We start from the raw sequence: 19,115 nt of genomic DNA, 5'->3' as shown, positions 1-19,115 counted from the left end.
AAGCTGGAAGCTGGAAGCTGGAAGCTGGAAGCTGGAAGCTGGAAGACAGCATGAACCCCGCCATCATCGGGTCAAGGGTTTTCTTCCAGCTTCAAGCTTATGACTTCAAGCTCCGGGCGAAGCCCGGCCGGGTTTTCTTCAAGCTTCCAGCCGCGAAGCGGCGCTCTTCCAGCTTCAAGCTCCCGGGCGAAGCCCGGGTCAGGGGATCGGCTGCCGCCGTGACCAGAGAATCAGCAGCCCGCCGGCGACGATCATCGGCAGCGACAGCAGCATGCCCATGGTCAGCCAGTCGAAGGCAATGAAGCCAAGCTGCGGGTCGGGACGACGCACAAACTCCACGCTGAAGCGGAAGATCCCGTAAAGGACCAGGAAGAGCCCCGACACCATGCCACGTCGACGCGGCGTCGCCGAGACCCACCACAGCACCGCGAACAGTACCGCACCCTCCAGCGCCGCCTCGTAGAGCGACGACGGATGACGCGGCTCGGGGCCCAGGCCGGGGAAGACCAGTCCCCAGGGCAGGTCGGTGACTCGCCCAGGCAGCTCGTGATTGATGAAGTTGCCGATCCGACCTGCGCCCAGGCCGATCGGCACCAGCGGCGCGACAAAGTCGGTGAGCGTGAAGAAGGCCAGCCGCTTCTTGCGAGCGAAGTAGAACGCCGCCAGCAGCACCCCGATCAGGCCGCCGTGGAAACTCATGCCGCCATCCCAGATCCGGACAATCCACAGCGGGTCGGCCAGCCACTGCTCGAGGCCGTAGAACAGCGCGTAGCCCAAACGGCCGCCCAGCACCACGCCAAGCGCCGCATAGAAGATCAGGTCGCCCACGTCGTCGCCGTTCAGGCCGATCCGGGGAGCGCGGCGGCGTCCCAGCCACCAGGCGGCAATGAAGCCGATGACGTACATCAGGCCATACCAGTGGACCTGTAGAGGGCCGAGCGAGATGGCCACGGGATCAATATCGGGGTAGCGCAGCATGGAATCCTCGGAAGCTGGAAGCTGGAAGCTGGAAGCTGGAAGCTGGAAGCTGGAAGCTGGAAGCTGGAAGCTGGAAGCCAAAGACTCCCCATCCGCCGCAGCGGGGTCAAGGCCTAGCGTCGAGCTCCACGCTTCCTCCTTGAAGCGTCAAATCAGGAACTTGAGCCCAACCACCGCCAACAGGCCGGCGAAGGAGAGACGCAGCAGCCGTGCGGGCAGGCGATGCGCCAGCTTCACGCCGACCCGCGCGAAAGGCACGCTGGCCAGCACGATACCTAGGAAGGCGGGCCACATGACATAGCCCAGGGCACCGGCAGGTAGCTGGGGCTGCCCCCAGCCGACGACGATGAAGGTGACGGCACCGAAAGCGGCGATAGGAAGCCCACAGGCCGAAGAGGTTCCCACCGCCTGGGTCATGGGCGCCCCACAGCGAGTCAGCCAAGGCACGCTCAGGGTGCCACCACCGATCCCGAACAGCGCAGAGACGCCACCGATCACCGCGCCCGCCAGCCCCATGACCGCTCGCCCCGGAGCGAGCTGCCTGGAACGTGTCCCGCGCGCCAGGGCCATCTTCACGGCCACTGCCAGCAGGAAGACGCCGAACAACCCACCCAGCGCGCCGCCGGACAGGCTGCCGGCAACGAAGACACCGGCAACCGCTCCCAGCACCAAACCGGGCAACAATGCCAGAAACCACGCACGATGCACGCTGCCCCGACGATAGTGCGCCCAAGCGGAAGACGCCCCGGTGACCACGATGGTCGACAGCGAGGTCCCCACTGCCAGGTGCATGATCACCTCCGGTGCGACCCCCTGCAGGTCGAAGGCGAACACCAGCGCCGGCACGATGATCAACCCGCCGCCGATGCCGAACAGCCCGGCCAGGGTGCCGGCCAGGCTGCCCAGCAGCAGATAGCCGACCATCAGGGAGAGCGCGCTCATGCCCCACCCTCTCCGGCCAAGGGTTGTCCAGGCAGCCAGTGGCGCACCCGGTCCAGCAGATCCTGGGGCCGGTACGGCTTGGCCAGGTAGTCGTCCATGCCGGCCTCACGGAAGCGTTGACGATCGGCATCGCCGGCATTGGCGGTCAGCGCCACCATGACGCACCGCGGGCGGTTGGGCTGTTCGATCTCCCGGGCCCGCCATGCGCGGCAGGTCTCCACGCCGTCCATATCCGCCATGTAGATATCCATGAAAACCAGGTCGAAGGGGGTCTGCTCCAGACGCTCGAGAGCCTCGCTGCCGCTGGTAGCGGTCGCGACTTGCAGGCCCTGACGCTCGAGCACCTTCTGCGCCAGCATCAGGTTCACCGGGCCATCGTCGACGACCAGCACGCGCCCCGGAGCCGTTTCCGACGCCTCGGGCTCGCCAAGGTTCTCCAGCAGCACGGCCGTCTCGGCCAGCCTTTCCTGCAGTCTCTCGATGGCGGTGCGTCCGCTCTCACTGTCGGCACGCCGGCACGAGTCGCTGCTCAAGACCTCGGACACCGCGGCCATCAGCGGCTTGAGCATCTGCTGCAGATGGCTCAGATAGCCGGACTTGAGGCGCGATTCCTCCTGGGCGCGCACTCGTCCGGTCTCGAGACGCACCAGGCGTTCCTGCTGAACCTCGAGATCGTCGAACAGCCGCTGTTCGGCGCCACGGGCGGTGTCCAGTTCGGCTGCCCAACGTGCGGCCCAGGCATCGCACATGCCTCCCAGGGCATCGAGGCGCTGGTCGAGTGGCAAGTCGGGATCCTGGAAGCGGCCGGCTCCAAGGGCATCGTCTGCCCCCTCGGCCCTCAAGCGCTGCCCGAGACGGCTCAGCGCCGATTCGACTCTCGCTTCCATGGCGCGGATGCGCTGGCGCAGCAGCATCAGAAAGGCGGCGACGTTGAGGCCGCTACCAACCATCAGCGCGACCATAAGCCAGATGGTGCCACTCCAGGACACCGGCGAGAATGCCAACCAACGACCGCTCAAGCCTACGGCCAGGCAAAGCCCCACCAAGGCCAGCTGAATGGCCAGGGCCGGCCACAGGATAGGCTTGACCAAGCGCGACCAGGCACGCTCCTTGTCGGTCTCGACACTCATCGTCATCCCTGTCACGGGTCGCTTGAAAGCCTCCGAGTGTACGATGCCAGAGGTGCCATGTCATGGCGCCGGCTTTCCCGAGCCCGATGGGCGGGTTAGGCTAGCCCCATGTGCCTGATTGCCTTCGACCATCGCCCCGGCGAACCCTTCGCGCTTCGCCTGGTGGCCAATCGTGACGAATTCCACGCCCGCCCTTCGGCTCCGCTAGCCGCCTGGAGTGATGCCCCAGACATCGTCGGCGGCCGAGATCTGGAGGCCGGCGGTTCCTGGCTAAGCGTGCACCGCCGCGGCCGTTTCGCCGCGGTGACCAACGTCCGAGATCCGGGCCTCGGCGTCCCCGACCACGCCCCCAGCCGCGGCGAACTGGTCCGTTCGGCCCTGGAGTGCGACGATCTGAGCGATTGGCTAACGCGACTGGCCGACGACGATGCGCGGCGCTACGCCGGCTTCAACCTGCTGGTCGGCGATGGCAAATGCCTGTGGTACCTCCATCGCGGGCGCGAGCGAGTCGTCCTGCGGCAGGTATCCGCCGGCCTGCACGGCCTCTCCAACGCCGAGCTGGACACTCCCTGGCCCAAGCTGATCGCCGCGCGCCAGGGGCTCGCCGCCGGCCTGCATCGAGGCCACTGGCCGGACGACGCGCTGGCAGCACTGGGGGATAGCCACGAGGCCGAGGACGACCGCCTTCCGGCGACGGGCATAGGGCTGGAGCTCGAACGCCGCCTTTCGGCGGCGTTCATCCTGGGGGAAGACTACGGTACACGGGCCACTACCTGGCTGGAGTGGCGGGCCGATGGCCATCTGACCATCGGCGAGCGGCGCTTCGGGCCCCACGGAGCCCCACTCGGCGCCCGACACTTGAGTCTCAGCACGCCGTCAATAGCTTGACGACCGGAGACCTCGACAGTCGCCCTGGCACACCAGGGCTGAAACGGATCAGGTGTCCTTGGGCGGCAACAGGTGGGCCAGCTGCCACTCGTTCATGCGCGCCTCCAGGTGACGCCTCACGCCCACCGGCGACGGCTGGGTCAGGGTCTCATCGACCAGTGCCTCGGCCGCCGCCATGCTGACGCGGCGAATGGCGGCACGCACCTTGGGCAAGCTGGGGGCGTTCATCGACAGGGCATCGAACCCCATCCCCATCAGCAACAGGGCACCGGCCGGATCCCCGGCCAACTCGCCGCACACCGAAGTGGGAACGCCCAGGGCCCTGGTCTCCCTAGCCAGGCGCGCCATGGCCGACAGCACCGCGGGATGGCAAGCATCGTAGAGATCCGCCACGCGTGGGTTGTTGCGATCCACCGCCAGCAGGTACTGGGTGAGGTCGTTGCTGCCCACCGAGAAGAAATCCACCCGCTCGGCCAGCGCTCCGAGCTGATAGAGCGTCGCCGGCACCTCCAGCATCACGCCCACCTTGGGGCGCGCCACCTCGATGCCGTCTTCCCCCAGTTCGCGAATGGCCCGTTCGAGCAGGCGCAGGGCGTCGTCGACCTCGTCGACGTTGGTGATCATCGGCAGCAGGACCTGAAGGTTGTCGAGCCCCTGCGATGCGCGCAGCATCGCCCGCAGCTGAACCATCAACACTTCGGGATGATCCAGGGTGACGCGAATCCCCCGCCAGCCCAGGAACGGATTGGCTTCCTCGATGGGGAAATAGGGCAGGTCCTTGTCGCCACCGATATCCAGGGTCCGCATCACCACCGGCAGCGGGGCAAAGCCCTCCAGTTGCTCCCGATACAGCCGGGTCTGCTCCTGCTCTCCGGGGAAACGCTCGGTGATCATGAACGGCACTTCGGTGCGATACAGCCCCACTCCGCCGATGCGAGACTTGAGCGAAGCCACCGCATCCACCGCCAACCCGGTATTGACCATCAACGGCATGTCGTAGCCATCCGGGGTGCGGCTGGGCAAGTCCTGTTCGTGCTCGAGAACCTCGGCCAGCGCTCGCTCCTCCTCGATCAAGCCCTGGTAGTGGCTCTCCAGGTCGGGGCTCGGGCGCACGAACAGCCGGCCGCGGTGGCCATCCAGCACCACCCGGGCCCCGTTGAGCCGCGGCAAGGGCAGGTCGACCATGCCCAGCACGGTGGGAATGCCCATGGCTCGGGCCACGATGGCCACGTGGGAGGTACTGGAGCCGCGCACCGAGACGATCCCCGCCAGGCGATCGCGAGGCACCTCGCCGAGCATCGCCACACTGATCTCATCGCTGACCAGCACGGTATTCTCCGGATACACGGCCGGCGTCGAGGCGGTCTCCTCCTGCAAATGGGCGAGCACCCGACGCCCCAGGTCGCGCACATCGGCCGCCCGCTCACGGAGATAATCGTCGTCCACCCGCTCCAGGTACTGCACATGGCGTCGCACCACGTCGGCCAACGCCCCCGGCGCCCATTGCCCTTCGCGGATACGCTTGACCACCTCCTGAGAAAGTGCCGCCTCGCCCAGCATCTGCTGATAGACGTCGAACAGTGCCAGCTCCTGGGCCGAGATCCGATTGGCCAGGCGCTCACCCGCCGCACGGATCTCGTCACGCGCCTTGCCGATGGCCTCCTTGAGGCGCGCGATCTCGTATTCTTCATCGGTCGGGATCAAGTCCGGCACGCTGTCGAGATCGGCCGGCGGCGCGATCACTACAGCCTCACCGATGGCCATGCCCGGCGAGGCCGCCACCCCGGTAAAAGTGGCCTGGCCACCGGGCAACGACGGCCGGGTCAGGCTACCAGTGGCCAGGGCATGGGCCAGAACGCCGGCCAGCTGGGCGGCCATGGTGACCAGGAAGGCCTCGTCGGCCTCATCGTAGCGTCGCTTGTCGGATTGCTGAACGACCAGCACGCCGAGCATGCGACGCTGATGGATGATCGGCACGCCGAGGAAGCTGGAGTAGCGCTCCTCGCCGGTGGCCTCGAAGTAACGAAAGTAGCGATGGGCGCGCGCGTCTTCCAGGTTGATGGGCTCCTCGCGCTGGGCCACCAGGCCCACCAGCCCCTCCCCTACCGACAGCGATACGTGTCCCACGGCCTGGGTCCTCAGGCCGATGGTTTCCATCAGCACCAGGCGATCGAGTTCGGCATCGAAGAGGTAGAAGGAACACACGTCAGTACGCATGGCCTTGCGAATACGTCGCACCATGGTCGACAGGGCGGCATCAAGATTGCGCGCCCCGTTGACCTCCAGGATGATGCGTCGCAACACCTCGAGCATCGGCGTCTTGCTGTCCATTGTCGTTATGCCTCGCTGAGGGTATCGCCGGGGCAGGCCCCGGCATGTATCGCGGCGTCAGCCATGCCCGAGAGCCAGACGCTGGGCGCGCGGCGACAGTTCGCGCAGCGCGCGTCGATAGACCTCGCGCTTGAAGGGCACCACCTGTCCCAGCGGATACCAGTAACTGACCCAGCGCCAGCCGTCGAATTCCGGTTTAGCCGCACCGCCGTCCATGCTGATGCGGGTCTCTCCACAGCGGATCCTGAGCAGGAACCACTTCTGCTTCTGGCCGATACACACCGGCCGGGCGTGTGTTCGCACCATGCGTCGCGGCAGGCGATAGCGCAACCAGCCCCGGGTACAGGCAAGCACCTCGACGTCATCGGCGGTCAGGCCGACCTCTTCGTAGAGTTCGCGAAACAGTGCCTGTTGCGGTGTCTCGTTCGCCTTGATGCCTCCCTGGGGAAACTGCCACGCATTCTGCCCAACCCGACGCGCCCAAAGCAGTTGCCCCTGGTCGTTGGCGAGAATGATGCCAACGTTGGGGCGAAAGCCGTCTGCGTCGATCACGGACTTCACCTTATGAATCCAGTATTGGATTCATTCTTCCACAAGGCCGTGAAACGTATCAATACGCCGTTTGCGGGCCGCTCGAAGGGGTCGCCCGCATCTGCCATAATCGCGGGCTCGACATACCAACGACAACCAGAGGAAATCCGTGAGCCTCGCCATCTTCGACCTGGACAACACCCTGCTCTCCATCGACAGCGACCATGCCTGGGGCGAGTTTCTGCTCGAACAAGGCGCCGTGGATCCGGTGGCCTACAAGGAGGCCAACGACCGCTTCATGGCCGACTACGAAGCCGGCACCCTCGACATGAAGGAGTTCCTGTCGGTGGCCCTCAAACCGCTGGCCGACAACTCGCCCGAGCAGCTGGCGGCCTGGCATCAGCAATTCATGGCCAGCAAGATCGAGCCGCACATCCTGCCCCGCGGCGAGGAGCTGATCGCCCGCCATCGGGCCCGTGGCGACACCCTGCTGATCATCACTGCTACCAACCGCTTCATCACCGGCCCCATCGCCGAACGCCTGGGCGTGGACGATCTGATCGCCGTGGAGCCGGAGATGGTTGAGGGCCGCTATACCGGCCATGTCAGCGGCGTGCCCAGCTACCGGGAAGGCAAGGTGACGCGCCTGGAAGCATGGCTCACGGACCGCGACCACACTCTGCACGGCGCCTGGTTCTACAGCGACTCGCACAACGACCTGCCGCTACTGGAGCAGGTCGACAACCCAGTGGCGGTGGACCCCGATGACACCCTGCGCCAGACCGCCGAGGCGCGCGGCTGGCGGGTCATCAGCCTGCGGGACTGAGCCGGCTACGCCGGCTCAAAGCTGTAAGCCCGAAGCTGGAAGAGCGGCGCTTCACACCTGGAAGAAAGACAAACAAAACCCCGCACAGGCCATGCCGTGCGGGGTTTTCTTGCAGCTTCAAGCTTCAAGCTTACGGCTGGCGTCAGCCGAGCAGATGCTCCACCGCGGCGCGTTCTTCACGCAGCTCGGTCTCGGTGGCGGTCATGCGATCACGGCTGAAGTCGTCGATCTCCAGGCCCTGGACGATCTCGTACTTGCCGTCCTTGCACACCACCGGGTAGGAGTACATCACGCCCGGCTCGATGCCGTAGCTGCCGTCGGCCGGAATGCCCATGCTGACGATACCGTCGCTGCCGAGCGCCCAGTCACGCATGTGATCGATGGCGGCAGAGGCGGCAGAGGCGGCGGAAGACGCACCGCGAGCCTTGATGATGGCGGCGCCGCGCTGCTGGACAGTGGGGATGAAGTCGTTCTCGTACCAGTCACGCTCGACCAGTTCCAGGGCCGGCTTGCCATCCACCTTGCAGTGGGCCAGGTCAGGGTACTGGGTCGCGCTGTGGTTGCCCCACACGATCATCGACTCGACGTCGGTGACGTGCTTGCCGGCTTTCTGGGCCAGCTGGGTCTTGGCCCGGTTGTGGTCCAGACGCATCATCGCGGTGAACTGGCCGGCGTCGAGGTCCGGCGCGTTGCAGGAGGCGATCAGGGCGTTAGTGTTGGCCGGATTGCCCACCACCAGCACGCGCACGTCACGGCTGGCGTGATCGTTCAGCGCCTTGCCCTGGACGGAGAAGATCGCGGCGTTGGCCTCGAGCAGGTCCTTGCGCTCCATGCCCGGACCGCGCGGACGCGCGCCGACCAGCAGGGCGAAATCGGCATCCTTGAAGGCGACGTTGGGATCGTCGGAGGCAACGATGTCCTGCACCAGCGGGAAAGCACAGTCGTTGAGCTCCATGACCACGCCGTTGAGCGCATCCATGGCCGGCGGAATCTCGAGCAGCTGCAGGATGACCGGCTGATCCTTGCCGAGCATGTCGCCGGAGGCGATACGGAAGGCCAGGGAGTAACTGATCTGGCCGGCGGCGCCGGTAATGGCAATACGGACGGGGTCTTTCATCGTGGCTCCTTCGGTTGTCGCCGTGAGGATCGGCCGGAGCGATGGTGCCTCCCCGGCCAGGATCAAAACCGGGGAAATGGTATGCCTGCAGTGCACAAAACTCAATTCGACCTGCGACTAGGCCGCCGGAAGGGTCGGTTCAGACGCCGCTGGAGGCTCTCTCTTCGGGCGCATGAGCCGCATGCAGCCGCGCGATCAGACGATCCTCGAGCGAGAAGCGCTCGGTGAGCCCCTTGGCCAGCCGATCCAGCCAGGCAGGCAGGCGGGAAAGGTAATGCTGACATCGCACCGGACTGGCGTAATCCTCGTCGAAAGCCAACACCAGTTCGGTGGACATCTCAAGGCGTGTCAGCAGGCGGTCGGCGAGCCCCAGGGCATCGTCGTCCTCGAACGCCTCGGCCTCGGCCCTGAGCTGAGGATAGATCTCGAAGTGCCCGGCACTGATGTAGTCCATCAGCAGTTCACTAAAGGCGTCGATACGCGGCTTGGTGACCGCCTCCAGCTCGGCGTCGCAAGCCTCCTTGAGCTCGTCGAAGCGGACGAGCAGCATGCGTCGCTCGTCGAGCCAACGGTCGATCAGCCGATGCACGCCCCCCCAGCGTTCCTGTGCGCTCTTGCAGTCTTCCAGCATGGTGCTCCCCTCGCTCGATTTACCCGACCTCGGACACCCAACCGCCCGGCCTGGAGCAACAGCGTCCCCCCTGGGGAGAGCGCTGTCAATCCTGCAGCATTCCCCCCGGCCAACGGTAGCCACTACGCCGCCGCAGGGACCGCCACAGCAGGCCCAGCGGCGCCACGGCCAGTACTACGAAGCCGATCAGCGTCCAGCCCGGCAGCGACAGCCCCAGGAAGCGCGCGCTGATCTCGGCGCACTCCCCGGAGGCGCTGAGTACCATGCTCACCACCTGCTGCAGCGGCAGCACCTCCATCATGTAATCGAGGCCCGGACCGCAGCTCGGCACCTCGTCGGCGGGCAGCGACTGCAGCCACAGGTGGCGGCCGGCCAGGCCGATGCCGGCGCTCACGGCGAGCAGCGACAGCAGCGCGTAGATTGCCCCTCCGAGCCGCCCCTTGGGGTCATGCAGGGCCGCAACGGCAAACACCACGCCAGCAGTGATCACCGCCACCCGCTGGAAGATACACAGCGGACAAGGCTCGAGCCCGCCCAGATGCTCGAGCCCCAGGGCCACCGCCATCATCAGCACGCAGCCACCCAATCCCAGCAGGCTCCAGCCCCTCACGCCCGCCTCACGCAGTCCCTCGATCATGCCTGACCTCCCGCACGCAGCGGTGTCAAAGCCCGGGATTCCCGAGCGCGTTCGAAATAGGCGGCCAGAAAATCGGCGAAGGTATCGACGTCGGCAGCCTCGATGTCGCCCTGCTGCTGATGGGATGTTTCCACCAGCTCGTCGAACAACGCCGCACGGGCGCGCTCGATGGGCTCCTCGCCCAGGCGTGCGCCCTGTTCCCGCGCCAGTCCCAGAACCGCTTCGACGAACTCCTCATTGCGGGACATCAGCCGTGCCAGCAGCTGACCGGATGGCGTCTGCGTCGGATCCTCGAGCCGCGGCGCCAGCGCCGCCAGGGCATCGCCATGGGGCGAGCCCTCTTCCAGCCGATCCAGCAGCGCGGCGACCTCACCGAGCCCTTTGAGGATCTCGCCGCCCCAGTCGGCGATGCCGCGCTTGCGCCCGTGATGGTCGAGGCGCAGCTCGGGATCACGGCCCCGCGACACCACCAGGCGCCGATTGTCGTCCAGATGCTCGCACTCCTCGTCGGAAATCCACGGGCTCTCGGTGAGCAGGCACCACATCAGGAAGGTATCGAGGAAACGACTCTGCACGGCGTCGATGCCCAGCGGGTCGAAGGGGTTCAGGTCGAGGCAACGCACCTCGATGTACTCGACACCGCGAGCCTCCAGCGCCTGGCTGGGCGTCTCGTCATGGCGCGCTACCCGCTTCGGGCGGATATCGCTGTAGTACTCGTTCTCGATCTGCAGGATGTTGGCGTTGAGCTGGCACCAGTCGTCGCCTTCGCGCACGCCACTCGCCTGGTAGTCCGGCCAGGGCGTGGAGATCGCATGACGCAGGGTGTTGACGTAGTTGGACAGCGAGTTGAAGCAAATCTTGAGCTGCGACTGCACCTTGTTCTGGTAGCCCAGATCGGACATCCGCAGGCTGGTGGCGAACGGCGAGACCAGCGTCTCGTCGCCATGGGCCTCGAGCCCTTCCGGTACCCTTCCATCGGGCAGGAAGCTGCGATCGATCGCCGGCGAGGCACCGAACAGATAGAGCAGCAGCCAACTGTGGCGGCGGAAATTGCGGATCAGACCGAAGTAGCGGGCCGAGCGATAGTCCTGCATGGCCGTCTCACCCTCGCCGTCGAGCTCGCGCAGCAGGGCGAACAGCTCATCGGGCAACGACACGTTGTAGTGCACACCGGCGATCGCCTGCATGATGCGCCCGTAGCGCACATCCAGCCCTTTGCGGTAGACGTGCTTCATGCGCCCTACGTTGGACTCGCCATAATCGGCGATCGGCACGCTATCGTTGCCATCCAGCCGGGCCGGCATGCTGGCCGGCCAGATCAGTTCCTCACCCAGTCGCCGATAGCTGAAGCGATGCAAGTCGGCGAGGAATTCGAGGGCATCTTCGGGGCGGCTGTGGACCGGCGTGATGTACTCCAGCAGCGCCTCGGAGTAGTCAGTGGTGATATGCGGATGGGTCAGCTTGGAGCCCAGCGCCCGAGGGTGCCGGGTCTGGGAGATGCGTCCCGCGGCGTCGACCCGCAGCCCTTCCTTCTCGATGCCGCGGCGCAGTCGACCGAAGCGCTTCTGGTCGGCCAGCCGACCGAGGCGTTCGATGTGGGGGGAAAGCGTTTCGGACAAGGTGGTCACCCCATGTCAGGGACGCCGACGCCCGGCGTCCCGGTGGACGGTTCGGGCGCCGCGGCACCCACAAGACCTCTGATTATGGCGACGGAAAACGGCGATTCAAGATAAGCCGGCTAATTGCTTCGAGCTTCGAGCTTCGAGCTTCGAGCTTCGAGCTTCGACAGCATTATATCCCGCAGCCCGCAGCCCGTAGCCCGTAGCCCCATGCTACCCCTCTCGCTTGGCCTTGAGCAGCGCCGCGCCCAAGGCACCGAGCTGGCCATCGCCCTGGCCGCCCTGCCCTTTGCCCTTCTGCGATCCGCCGCCCTTGCGCGCGGCCTTGCCCTGGCGGCCGCGAGAGCCTCCGCCGCCTCGCCTGGCCGGTTCGCCGTCCTCGTCGGGCTGATCGTCGAGGCGCATGGACAGGCCGATGCGCGCACGTTCCAGATCCACGCTCATCACCTTGACCTTGACGATGTCCCCGGCCTTGACCACCGAGCGCGGATCCTCGACGAACTTGTCGGACAGTGCCGAGATATGCACCAGGCCATCCTGGTGCACGCCGATATCGACGAAGGCACCGAAGTGAGTGACGTTGGTGACGCTGCCCTCGAGCACCATGCCAGGCTCCAGGTCCTTGAGGGTCTCGACGCCCTCGCGGAACTCGGCTGCCTTGAACTCGGGGCGTGGATCGCGGCCCGGCTTGTCGAGCTCCTTGAGGATGTCGCTGACGGTGGGCACGCCAAAGCGCTCGTCGGCGAAATCGGCGGGCTTCAAGGCCTTGAGGGTGGCACTGTCGCCGATCAGTCCGCCAAGCTCACGCTGGCTCTGCTTGGCGATGCGCTCGACCAGTGGATAGGCCTCCGGGTGCACGGCACTGGCATCCAGCGGATTGTCGCCGCCCATGATGCGCAGGAAGCCGGCGCACTGCTCGAAGGTCTTGGGCCCCAGGCGGCTGACGTCGAGCAACTGCTTACGGCTGGCGAAGGCACCCTCGGCGTCGCGCCGAGCCACGATGTTCTCGGCGAGACCCGCGTTGAGGCCGGCGACCCGCGACAGCAGCGCACTCGAGGCCGTGTTGAGATCGACTCCCACGGCGTTGACGCAATCTTCGATGACCGCTTCCAGGCTGCGCGACAGCTGCACCTGGGAGACATCATGCTGGTACTGGCCGACGCCGATCGACTTGGGCTCGATCTTGACCAGCTCGGCCAACGGGTCCTGCAGCCGACGGGCAATCGACACCGCACCGCGGATGGTCACGTCGAGGTCAGGCAGTTCGCGCGCAGCATATTCCGACGCCGAGTACACCGAGGCACCGGCCTCGCTGACCATCACCTTGGACAGCGGACCCTTTCCTGCCCCGGTCCTTGAAGAAAGGGCCTTGACCAGTTCGCCTGCCAGCTTGTCGGTCTCGCGACTGGCGGTGCCGTTGCCTACCGCCACCAGGGCCACGTCGTGCTTGTCCACCAACCGCGCCAACACGGCCAGCGACTCGTCCCATTGATTGCGCGGTACATGGGGGAAGATGGTGGCATGCTCGAGGAAGCGGCCAGTGGCGTCGACCACCGCCACCTTGCAGCCGGTGCGCAGGCCCGGGTCGATGGCCAGCGTGGCTTTCTGGCCGGCCGGTGCGGCCAGCAGCAGGTCCTTGAGATTGGCAGCGAACACCTCGATGGCATCGAGCTCGGCGCGATCGCGCAGCCGACCCATCAGCTCGGTCTCCAGATGCGTGTAGAGCTTGACCCGCCAGGTCCAGCGCACCACCTCGGCCAGCCAGCGGTCAGCAGGACGGCCGTGGTCGGCGATCTCGAAGTGCTTGGCGATCGCCACCTGGGCCGGGTGTACGGCGGCCTCGTCCTCGCCGGGCAGGCGCAGGGTCAGCGCCAGCACGCCCTCGTTGCGGCCGCGGAACATCGCCAGCGCGCGGTGCGAGGGCACCTTGGCCAGCGGCTCGTCGTGCTCGAAGTAGTCGGAAAACTTGGCACCCTCCTGCTCCTTGCCGGCGATCAGCCGAGAGGAGAGTTCACCGTCGCTCCACAGCCGCTCGCGCAGCCGACCGACCAACTCGGCCTCCTCAGCGAAGCGCTCCATGAGGATCTGCTTGGCGCCGTCCAGGGCCGCCTTGGCATCCACGATGGCCGGGATGTCCCCCTCCGCGGCGCGGAAATACTTCGCCGCCTCGGCCTCGGGATCCAGCGAGGGATCGGCCAGCAGCGCCTCGGCCAGCGGCTCGAGGCCGGCCTCCCGGGCGATCTGGGCCTTGGTGCGGCGCTTCTTGCGATACGGCAGGTAGAGGTCTTCCAGGCGCTGCTTGGTGTCGGCGGCGCGGATGCTGGCAGTCAGCTCGGGCGTCAGCTTGCCCTGCTCGTCGATGCTTGCCAGCACCGCCTCGCGGCGCTCCTCCAGCTCACGCAGGTAGCCCAGCCGCTCGTGCAGCTGGCGCAGTTGGGTGTCATCCAGCCCGCCGGTGACTTCCTTGCGATAGCGGGCGATGAAGGGCACGGTGGCCCCGCCGTCGAGCAGCTCCACGGTGGCCGCCACCTGGGGCCCGCGAACGCCGAGTTCCTCGGCGAGACGATCGATGATCTTGGCTTGTGCGTCCATGTAATCCTTGGCAATCCGGGACAGACGATCGCGACAAGGTATCACACCGCCGCCTGGGCCGGCAGCTGGAAGCTGGAAGCTGGAAGCTGGAAGCTGGAAGCTGGAAGCTGGAAGCTGGAAGCTGGAAGCTGGAAGCTGGAAGCTGGAAGCTGGAAGGCAGCATGAACCCGACATCATGGGGTCAAGGGTTTTCTTCCAGCTTCAAGCTTATGACTTCAAGCGCCGGACGAAGCCCAGTCGGGTTTTCTTCAAGCTTCCAGCTTAAGCCCGCGAAGCGGGCGTTCTTCCAGCTTCTAGCTCCCGGCTTCGCCGGGCCCGGCTATGCCGGCACGAAACGCAGCGCCAGGCCGTTATTGCACCAGCGCAGTCCGGTGGGCTCGGGACCGTCCTCGAAGACGTGACCCTGATGGCCGCCGCAGCGCGCACAGTGATATTCGGTGCGCGGGATCAGCAGCACCAGGTCCAACTCGGTGAGCAGGTGTCCCTCTACATGGGTGAAAAAACTCGGCCAGCCGGTGCCGGAGTCGTATTTCATCCGGCTTTCGAACAGCAACAGGTCGCAGCCGGCGCAGCGGTATTCTCCGTCGCGGGTCTCCTTGTCCAGCGGGCTCGAGAATGCCGGCTCGGTGCCGGCCTCACGCAGGATCCGGAAACGTTCATCACCGAGCCGCTCCCGCCACTCGGCTTCGCTGAGCTCCAGCGTTTCCAGCCCGGGCGCGGGCTGCAGATCGAGCTTGGGCCGCGCGGAGGCCAGCCCCGGCGCCAGACCGGCGAGGCCACTGAGCCCCAGCAGCCCCAGGAAGTTGCGTCGCTTCATGATGCGCCTCCATTGGCGTGTGATACCCCCGTGTCGGGTTTGCCACGGCATCCTTACCATAGGCCCCGCTCCTTCTCGAAAGCCTCACGAAAGTGTCACGACGACCTTCACGACAAAAAGGGGGCAGCCAAGGCTACCCCCTCTCGGACACTACCGGAACGCCGGGGTTCGCCCGGTCCGCTTCAGGTCAGGCTCGGGCCCGCGGCCACGATGGCCGGGCTCACGCCGTCGAACTTCTTGAAGTTGTCGACGAACTTGGCCGCGAGATCACGCAGGTGGCGGTCGTAGGCGTCTTTGTCTTCCCAGGTCTCGCGCGGGTCGAGCAGGCGCGAGTCAACGCCCGGCACCGCGGTCGGCACGGCCAGGTTCAGGCCGTCGATGGTGCGGGTATCCACGTCGCGCAGCACCCCGGACTGGATGGCGCCGATGATGGCGCGGGTAGTGGGTATCGAGAAACGCGCACCGCCCTCCCCGTAGGCGCCGCCGGTCCAGCCGGTATTCACCAGGTATACCTGGGCATCCTGTTCAGCCACGCGCTTCATCAGCAGGTCGGCATAGACCCGGGCCGGGCGCGGGAAGAAGGGCGCACCGAAGCAGGTAGAGAAGGTCGCCGCAAGCCCCTCGGAAGACCCCATTTCGGTGGAGCCTACCTTGGCGGTGTAGCCGGACAGGAAGTGGTAGGCGGCGGCTTCCTTGGACAGCACCGAGACCGGCGGCAGCACGCCGCTCATGTCGCAGGTCAGGAAAACGATGGCGTTGGGCTCGCCGGCGCGATTCTCCGCTACCCGCTTGCCGATGTGCTCGAGCGGATAGGCAGCGCGGGAGTTCTGGGTCAGGCTATCGTCGGCGTAGTCGGGCTCGCGGCGGTCGTCGAGCACCACGTTCTCCAGCACGGTGCCGAACTTGATGGCGTTCCAGATCACCGGCTCGTTCTTCTCGGAGAGATCGATGCACTTGGCATAGCAACCGCCCTCGATGTTGAACACGGTGCCCGGCCCCCAGCCGTGCTCGTCGTCGCCGATCAGAAAGCGCGCAGGATCCGCGGAGAGCGTGGTCTTGCCCGTTCCCGAGAGGCCGAAGAACAGCGTGGTCTCACCGTCTTCGCCCACGTTGGCGCTGCAGTGCATGGGCAGCACGTCGGCGGCCGGCAGCAGGAAGTTCTGCACCGAGAACATGGCCTTCTTCATCTCGCCGGCATAGCGCATGCCGGCGATCAGCACCTTCTTTTCGGCGAAGTTGAGAATCACGCAGCCGTCGGAGTTGGTGCCGTCACGGCCCGGCTCGCAGGTGAAACCGGGGGCGTTGAGGACGGTCCACTCGTCCTTGGCCGAAGGATTGTAGACCTCCGGACGCACGAACAGGGTGCGACCGAACAGGTTGTGCCAGGCGGTCTGGGTGGTGACCCGCACCGGCTGATAGTGTGCCGGGTCGCTGCCCACGTGAAGCTCCGAGACGTAGTGCTCATCGCCGGCCAGGTGGGCCTCGACGCGCGCCCAGAGGGCGTCGAAACGCTGGGCGTCGAAGGGCTGGTTGACGCTGCCCCAGTCGATCTCACCTCGTGTGGAAGGCTCGTCGACGATGAAGCGGTCCTTGGGGGAACGGCCCGTGCGCTCTCCGGTATTCACTACCAGGGCACCCTGGACGGACAGGCGGCCTTCGCCATTGGCCACGGCCCGTTCGACCAGCTCAGCGCTGGACAGGTTGACGTGGGCAATGGGAGCCTTCTCGTCGGCGGCCTTGGGGGCGGCTTGAGTCGTGGTCATATCGTTTCCTGGGCCTTGCGGCCATCTCTCTCGTTTGCCGGGCGTCCGTGACGCAGTGTCGATTCATCCCCGGCCGCCGCTGGCGGTTGACCGTCTTTTAGTAAGCGGCGACCGAAATACGGATGAACGCGGCGCATTATGGCAAAAAGCCGGCCCCAGCGACAGGAAACGACATTGTTACGCGACGTTATAGTAATTTTACTACCAATTAGAGCCCGTTAAGCACAGATATCGACGTGAGCTCAATGCAAGGTCGGTGGCTCTTCGGGATCCTCCAGCATCGCCTCCACTTCGGCGACGGTGAACTCATACCGGGTATGACAGAAATGACACTGGGTGGCGATGCCGCCCTGTTCGGCGAGAATGTCGTGCAGCTCCTCGCGACCCAGTGACAGCAGGGCTCCGGCAATGCGCTCCCGGGAGCAGGTGCAGGCGAAGCGTAGCGCCTTGGGCTCGAAGACCCGCACGCTCTCCTCATGATAGAGACGATGCAGCAGCTCGCGCTGCTCGACGGCGAGCAACTCCGTCTCGCTGAGGGTCGAGGCCAGATGGACGGTGCGCTCCCAGGCATCCTCGTCCTGGTTCAGCGCCTCCTCGGGGAGTCGCTGCAGCAGCAGCCCGCCGGCCCGCTGGCCGTCGTCGGCCAACCACAGCCGGGTGGGGAGCTGTTCGGACTGGGCGAAGTAATCTTCCAGACATCCAGCCAGACTATCGCGGTTAAGGGCCACGATACCCTGGTAGCGATGCCCACCACGGGGGTCCAGGGTGATGGTGACCTGCCCCTCACCCACCAGCTCGGAAAAGCCGGCGTCCTCGGCGGGCAGCGTCGCTTCCTCGTCGAGGCGAGCAATGGCGCGCAGCTCTCCGCCAGGATTGGACTCGGCCATCAGCAGCGACAGCGGCCCCTTGCCGCGGACCTCGATGCTCATGGTGCCATCGAGCTTGACGGTCTCGGTCAGCAGCGCCACGGCGGCCAACAGCTCGCCGAGCTGGCGGGTCACTGCGGGCGGATAGTCGTGGCGATCCATGACCTCGGCATGCGCCTGCTCGAGGGTCACGATCTCGCCGCGCACGTTGGTGTCCTCGAAGAGGAAGCGTTGGATCTGGTCGTTCATGATGCTTGCCTAAGCTAAGTCGTAAGAAATAAGAGGTAAGAGGGAAGAGAGCAAGAAGCCCCACCCGACCTTGCTCGCTCTTCCCTCTTCCCTCTTCTATTCGCCACGCATGAATCGCTTGATCTCGCGACGCTGCTTCTTGTCGGGACGCTTGAGCGGGTGTTGCATGGCCTGGTTGGCCTGGCGACGACTCTCGGCCTCTCGTGTCCGGCGCGCCTCGCTCTCGGCGGTTTCGCGATAAAGCTCGCGTGCCTCGGGGGCGCCGCGGCGCTGCTCGGACAGCGCCATCACCTCGACCTCCCAGGTATCCCAGCCCTGGGGCAGGCGAATCAGGGCACCGACCTCCACGGTCTTGCTGGTCTTGGCCCGCGCGCCATTGTAGTTCACCTTGCCACCTTCAATGGCCTTCTTGGCCAGGCCACGGGTCTTGAAGAAGCGTGCCGCCCACAGCCATTTGTCGAGCCGTACACCGCTCATGCGCCCTCCTCGCTGCCGGGCATTTCATCGGGCAGGATGGCGGCGAAGCGATCGAGAGCGATGAACTCCTCGAGCTCTTTCTCGGGCCGACGGCTGTCGGGTTGCTTGATGCCGAGCAAATGACGAATGCCGAACTCCCTGGCACTCTCCAGCACCACAGGATTGTCATCGATGAACAGCGTGCGAGCCGGGTCGAAGGGCTCGACGTCCTGGAGGGCAAACCAGAACTCCTGAGCTTCCTTGGGCACGCCCAGATCGGCGGAAGACACGATGGCGTCCAGATAGTCCTCGAGCCCGGTCAGCGGCAGCTTGAGCGCCAGGCTCTCGCGGTCGGCGTTGGTGGCCAGCACCACCCGGGGGTGGGCGCGCTTGAGCCAGCGCAGGAAGTCCAGAGCATCGCTGCGCAGGCCGATCAGGTGCTGGACCTCACGCTTGAGCGCCACGATATCGACACCCAGTTCACGGCTCCAGTAAGCCAGGCTGTACCAGTTCAGGGTGCCCTGCTCGCGAAGGATCCGCGCACGGATCTCCTCCTGGCTCGCCTCGTCGAGCCGATGCAGCTCAACGTAACGACGCGGCAGGTGCTCCAGCCAGAAGTGGCTATCGAAATGCAGATCCAGCAGGGTGCCGTCCATGTCGAGAAGAACGGTATCGATCGCACGCCAGTCGATCATGGGACTCCTTTCAAGGACAGTTTTCAGGGACAGTCGTCGGGGGCGAC

At 65.8% G+C, this 19,115-nt stretch carries 17 protein-coding genes; 2 read left to right on the top strand and 15 right to left on the bottom strand.

What is annotated here, in order from left to right; all coding sequences use genetic code 11:
- Positions 1-198: 198 nt before the first annotated feature.
- The 3 genes from lgt to ACGTN6_RS07950 all read right to left on the bottom strand — a co-directional run bounded on the left by lgt (position 199) and on the right by ACGTN6_RS07950 (position 3,050).
- The gene (gene lgt / locus ACGTN6_RS07960) at positions 199-978 is read right to left on the bottom strand and encodes a prolipoprotein diacylglyceryl transferase (protein WP_394590831.1); all 780 of its coding nucleotides are present in this window, start codon (positions 976-978) and stop codon (positions 199-201) included.
- Positions 979-1,125: 147 nt separating this feature from the next.
- On the bottom strand, positions 1,126-1,920 hold the full coding sequence (locus ACGTN6_RS07955) for a sulfite exporter TauE/SafE family protein (protein ID WP_394590830.1): 795 nt from the start codon (positions 1,918-1,920) through the stop codon (positions 1,126-1,128).
- Complete coding sequence (locus tag ACGTN6_RS07950; RefSeq protein WP_394590829.1) at positions 1,917-3,050, bottom strand: response regulator; 1,134 nt, start codon at positions 3,048-3,050, stop codon at positions 1,917-1,919. The genes ACGTN6_RS07955 and ACGTN6_RS07950 overlap by 4 nt, the downstream gene beginning before the upstream one ends.
- Before the next feature lie 108 nt (positions 3,051-3,158).
- On the opposite strand from ACGTN6_RS07950, the gene ACGTN6_RS07945 reads away from it, so the two are divergent.
- Positions 3,159-3,938: an NRDE family protein gene (locus ACGTN6_RS07945; protein WP_394590828.1), complete on the top strand. Its 780-nt coding sequence runs from the start codon at positions 3,159-3,161 to the stop codon at positions 3,936-3,938.
- A 48-nt stretch (positions 3,939-3,986) separates the two neighbouring features.
- On the opposite strand, the gene ptsP is transcribed toward ACGTN6_RS07945, so the two are convergent.
- Positions 3,987-6,251 carry a phosphoenolpyruvate--protein phosphotransferase gene (gene ptsP, locus ACGTN6_RS07940; RefSeq protein ID WP_394590838.1) on the bottom strand — a complete coding sequence of 755 codons (2,265 nt, stop codon included), beginning with the start codon at positions 6,249-6,251 and terminating at the stop codon, positions 3,987-3,989.
- 75 nt (positions 6,252-6,326) lie between these two features.
- Positions 6,327-6,821 (bottom strand): RNA pyrophosphohydrolase, encoded by a 495-nt coding sequence (locus ACGTN6_RS07935; RefSeq protein ID WP_394590827.1) that lies wholly within the window; start codon positions 6,819-6,821, stop codon positions 6,327-6,329.
- 148 nt (positions 6,822-6,969) lie between these two features.
- On the opposite strand from ACGTN6_RS07935, the gene ACGTN6_RS07930 reads away from it, so the two are divergent.
- The gene (locus ACGTN6_RS07930; protein ID WP_394590826.1) at positions 6,970-7,626 is read left to right on the top strand and encodes a histidinol-phosphatase; all 657 of its coding nucleotides are present in this window, start codon (positions 6,970-6,972) and stop codon (positions 7,624-7,626) included.
- Between the two features lie 142 nt (positions 7,627-7,768).
- Here the strand turns inward: ACGTN6_RS07930 and ACGTN6_RS07925 are convergent, their stop codons facing one another.
- The 10 genes from ACGTN6_RS07925 to yrfG form a co-directional block, all read right to left on the bottom strand.
- Positions 7,769-8,743 carry a malate dehydrogenase gene (locus tag ACGTN6_RS07925; protein ID WP_394590825.1) on the bottom strand — a complete coding sequence of 325 codons (975 nt, stop codon included), beginning with the start codon at positions 8,741-8,743 and terminating at the stop codon, positions 7,769-7,771.
- A gap of 139 nt (positions 8,744-8,882) precedes the next feature.
- Positions 8,883-9,374: a sigma D regulator gene (rsd, locus tag ACGTN6_RS07920; protein WP_394590824.1), complete on the bottom strand. Its 492-nt coding sequence runs from the start codon at positions 9,372-9,374 to the stop codon at positions 8,883-8,885.
- Positions 9,375-9,459: 85 nt separating this feature from the next.
- Entirely contained in the window at positions 9,460-10,011 is a 552-nt protein-coding gene (locus ACGTN6_RS07915; RefSeq protein WP_394590823.1) for a disulfide bond formation protein B, read from the bottom strand.
- On the bottom strand, positions 10,008-11,639 hold the full coding sequence (gshA, locus tag ACGTN6_RS07910; protein ID WP_394590822.1) for a glutamate--cysteine ligase: 1,632 nt from the start codon (positions 11,637-11,639) through the stop codon (positions 10,008-10,010). Before gshA ends, ACGTN6_RS07915 begins: the two co-directional genes overlap by 4 nt.
- Before the next feature lie 204 nt (positions 11,640-11,843).
- Positions 11,844-14,222: a Tex family protein gene (locus ACGTN6_RS07905; RefSeq protein ID WP_394590821.1), complete on the bottom strand. Its 2,379-nt coding sequence runs from the start codon at positions 14,220-14,222 to the stop codon at positions 11,844-11,846.
- 319 nt (positions 14,223-14,541) lie between these two features.
- On the bottom strand, positions 14,542-15,039 hold the full coding sequence (msrB, locus tag ACGTN6_RS07900; RefSeq protein WP_394590820.1) for a peptide-methionine (R)-S-oxide reductase MsrB: 498 nt from the start codon (positions 15,037-15,039) through the stop codon (positions 14,542-14,544).
- A 182-nt stretch (positions 15,040-15,221) separates the two neighbouring features.
- The gene (locus ACGTN6_RS07895; protein WP_394590819.1) at positions 15,222-16,802 is read right to left on the bottom strand and encodes a phosphoenolpyruvate carboxykinase; all 1,581 of its coding nucleotides are present in this window, start codon (positions 16,800-16,802) and stop codon (positions 15,222-15,224) included.
- Positions 16,803-17,044: 242 nt separating this feature from the next.
- On the bottom strand, positions 17,045-17,917 hold the full coding sequence (gene hslO, locus ACGTN6_RS07890) for an Hsp33 family molecular chaperone HslO (RefSeq protein ID WP_394590818.1): 873 nt from the start codon (positions 17,915-17,917) through the stop codon (positions 17,045-17,047).
- 96 nt (positions 17,918-18,013) lie between these two features.
- Positions 18,014-18,394, bottom strand: coding sequence for an RNA-binding S4 domain-containing protein (locus ACGTN6_RS07885; protein ID WP_394590816.1), 381 nt, complete (start codon positions 18,392-18,394; stop codon positions 18,014-18,016).
- Positions 18,391-19,068: a GMP/IMP nucleotidase gene (gene yrfG, locus ACGTN6_RS07880; RefSeq protein WP_394590815.1), complete on the bottom strand. Its 678-nt coding sequence runs from the start codon at positions 19,066-19,068 to the stop codon at positions 18,391-18,393. The genes ACGTN6_RS07885 and yrfG overlap by 4 nt, the downstream gene beginning before the upstream one ends.
- Positions 19,069-19,115 lie beyond the last annotated feature (47 nt).

It is taken from the genome of Halomonas sp. B23F22_20, from assembly GCF_043496985.1.
Classification (GTDB): domain Bacteria; phylum Pseudomonadota; class Gammaproteobacteria; order Pseudomonadales; family Halomonadaceae; genus Halomonas.
Note: the sequence above shows the minus strand (reverse complement) of the source record. Positions and strands in the feature narration are given on the sequence as shown.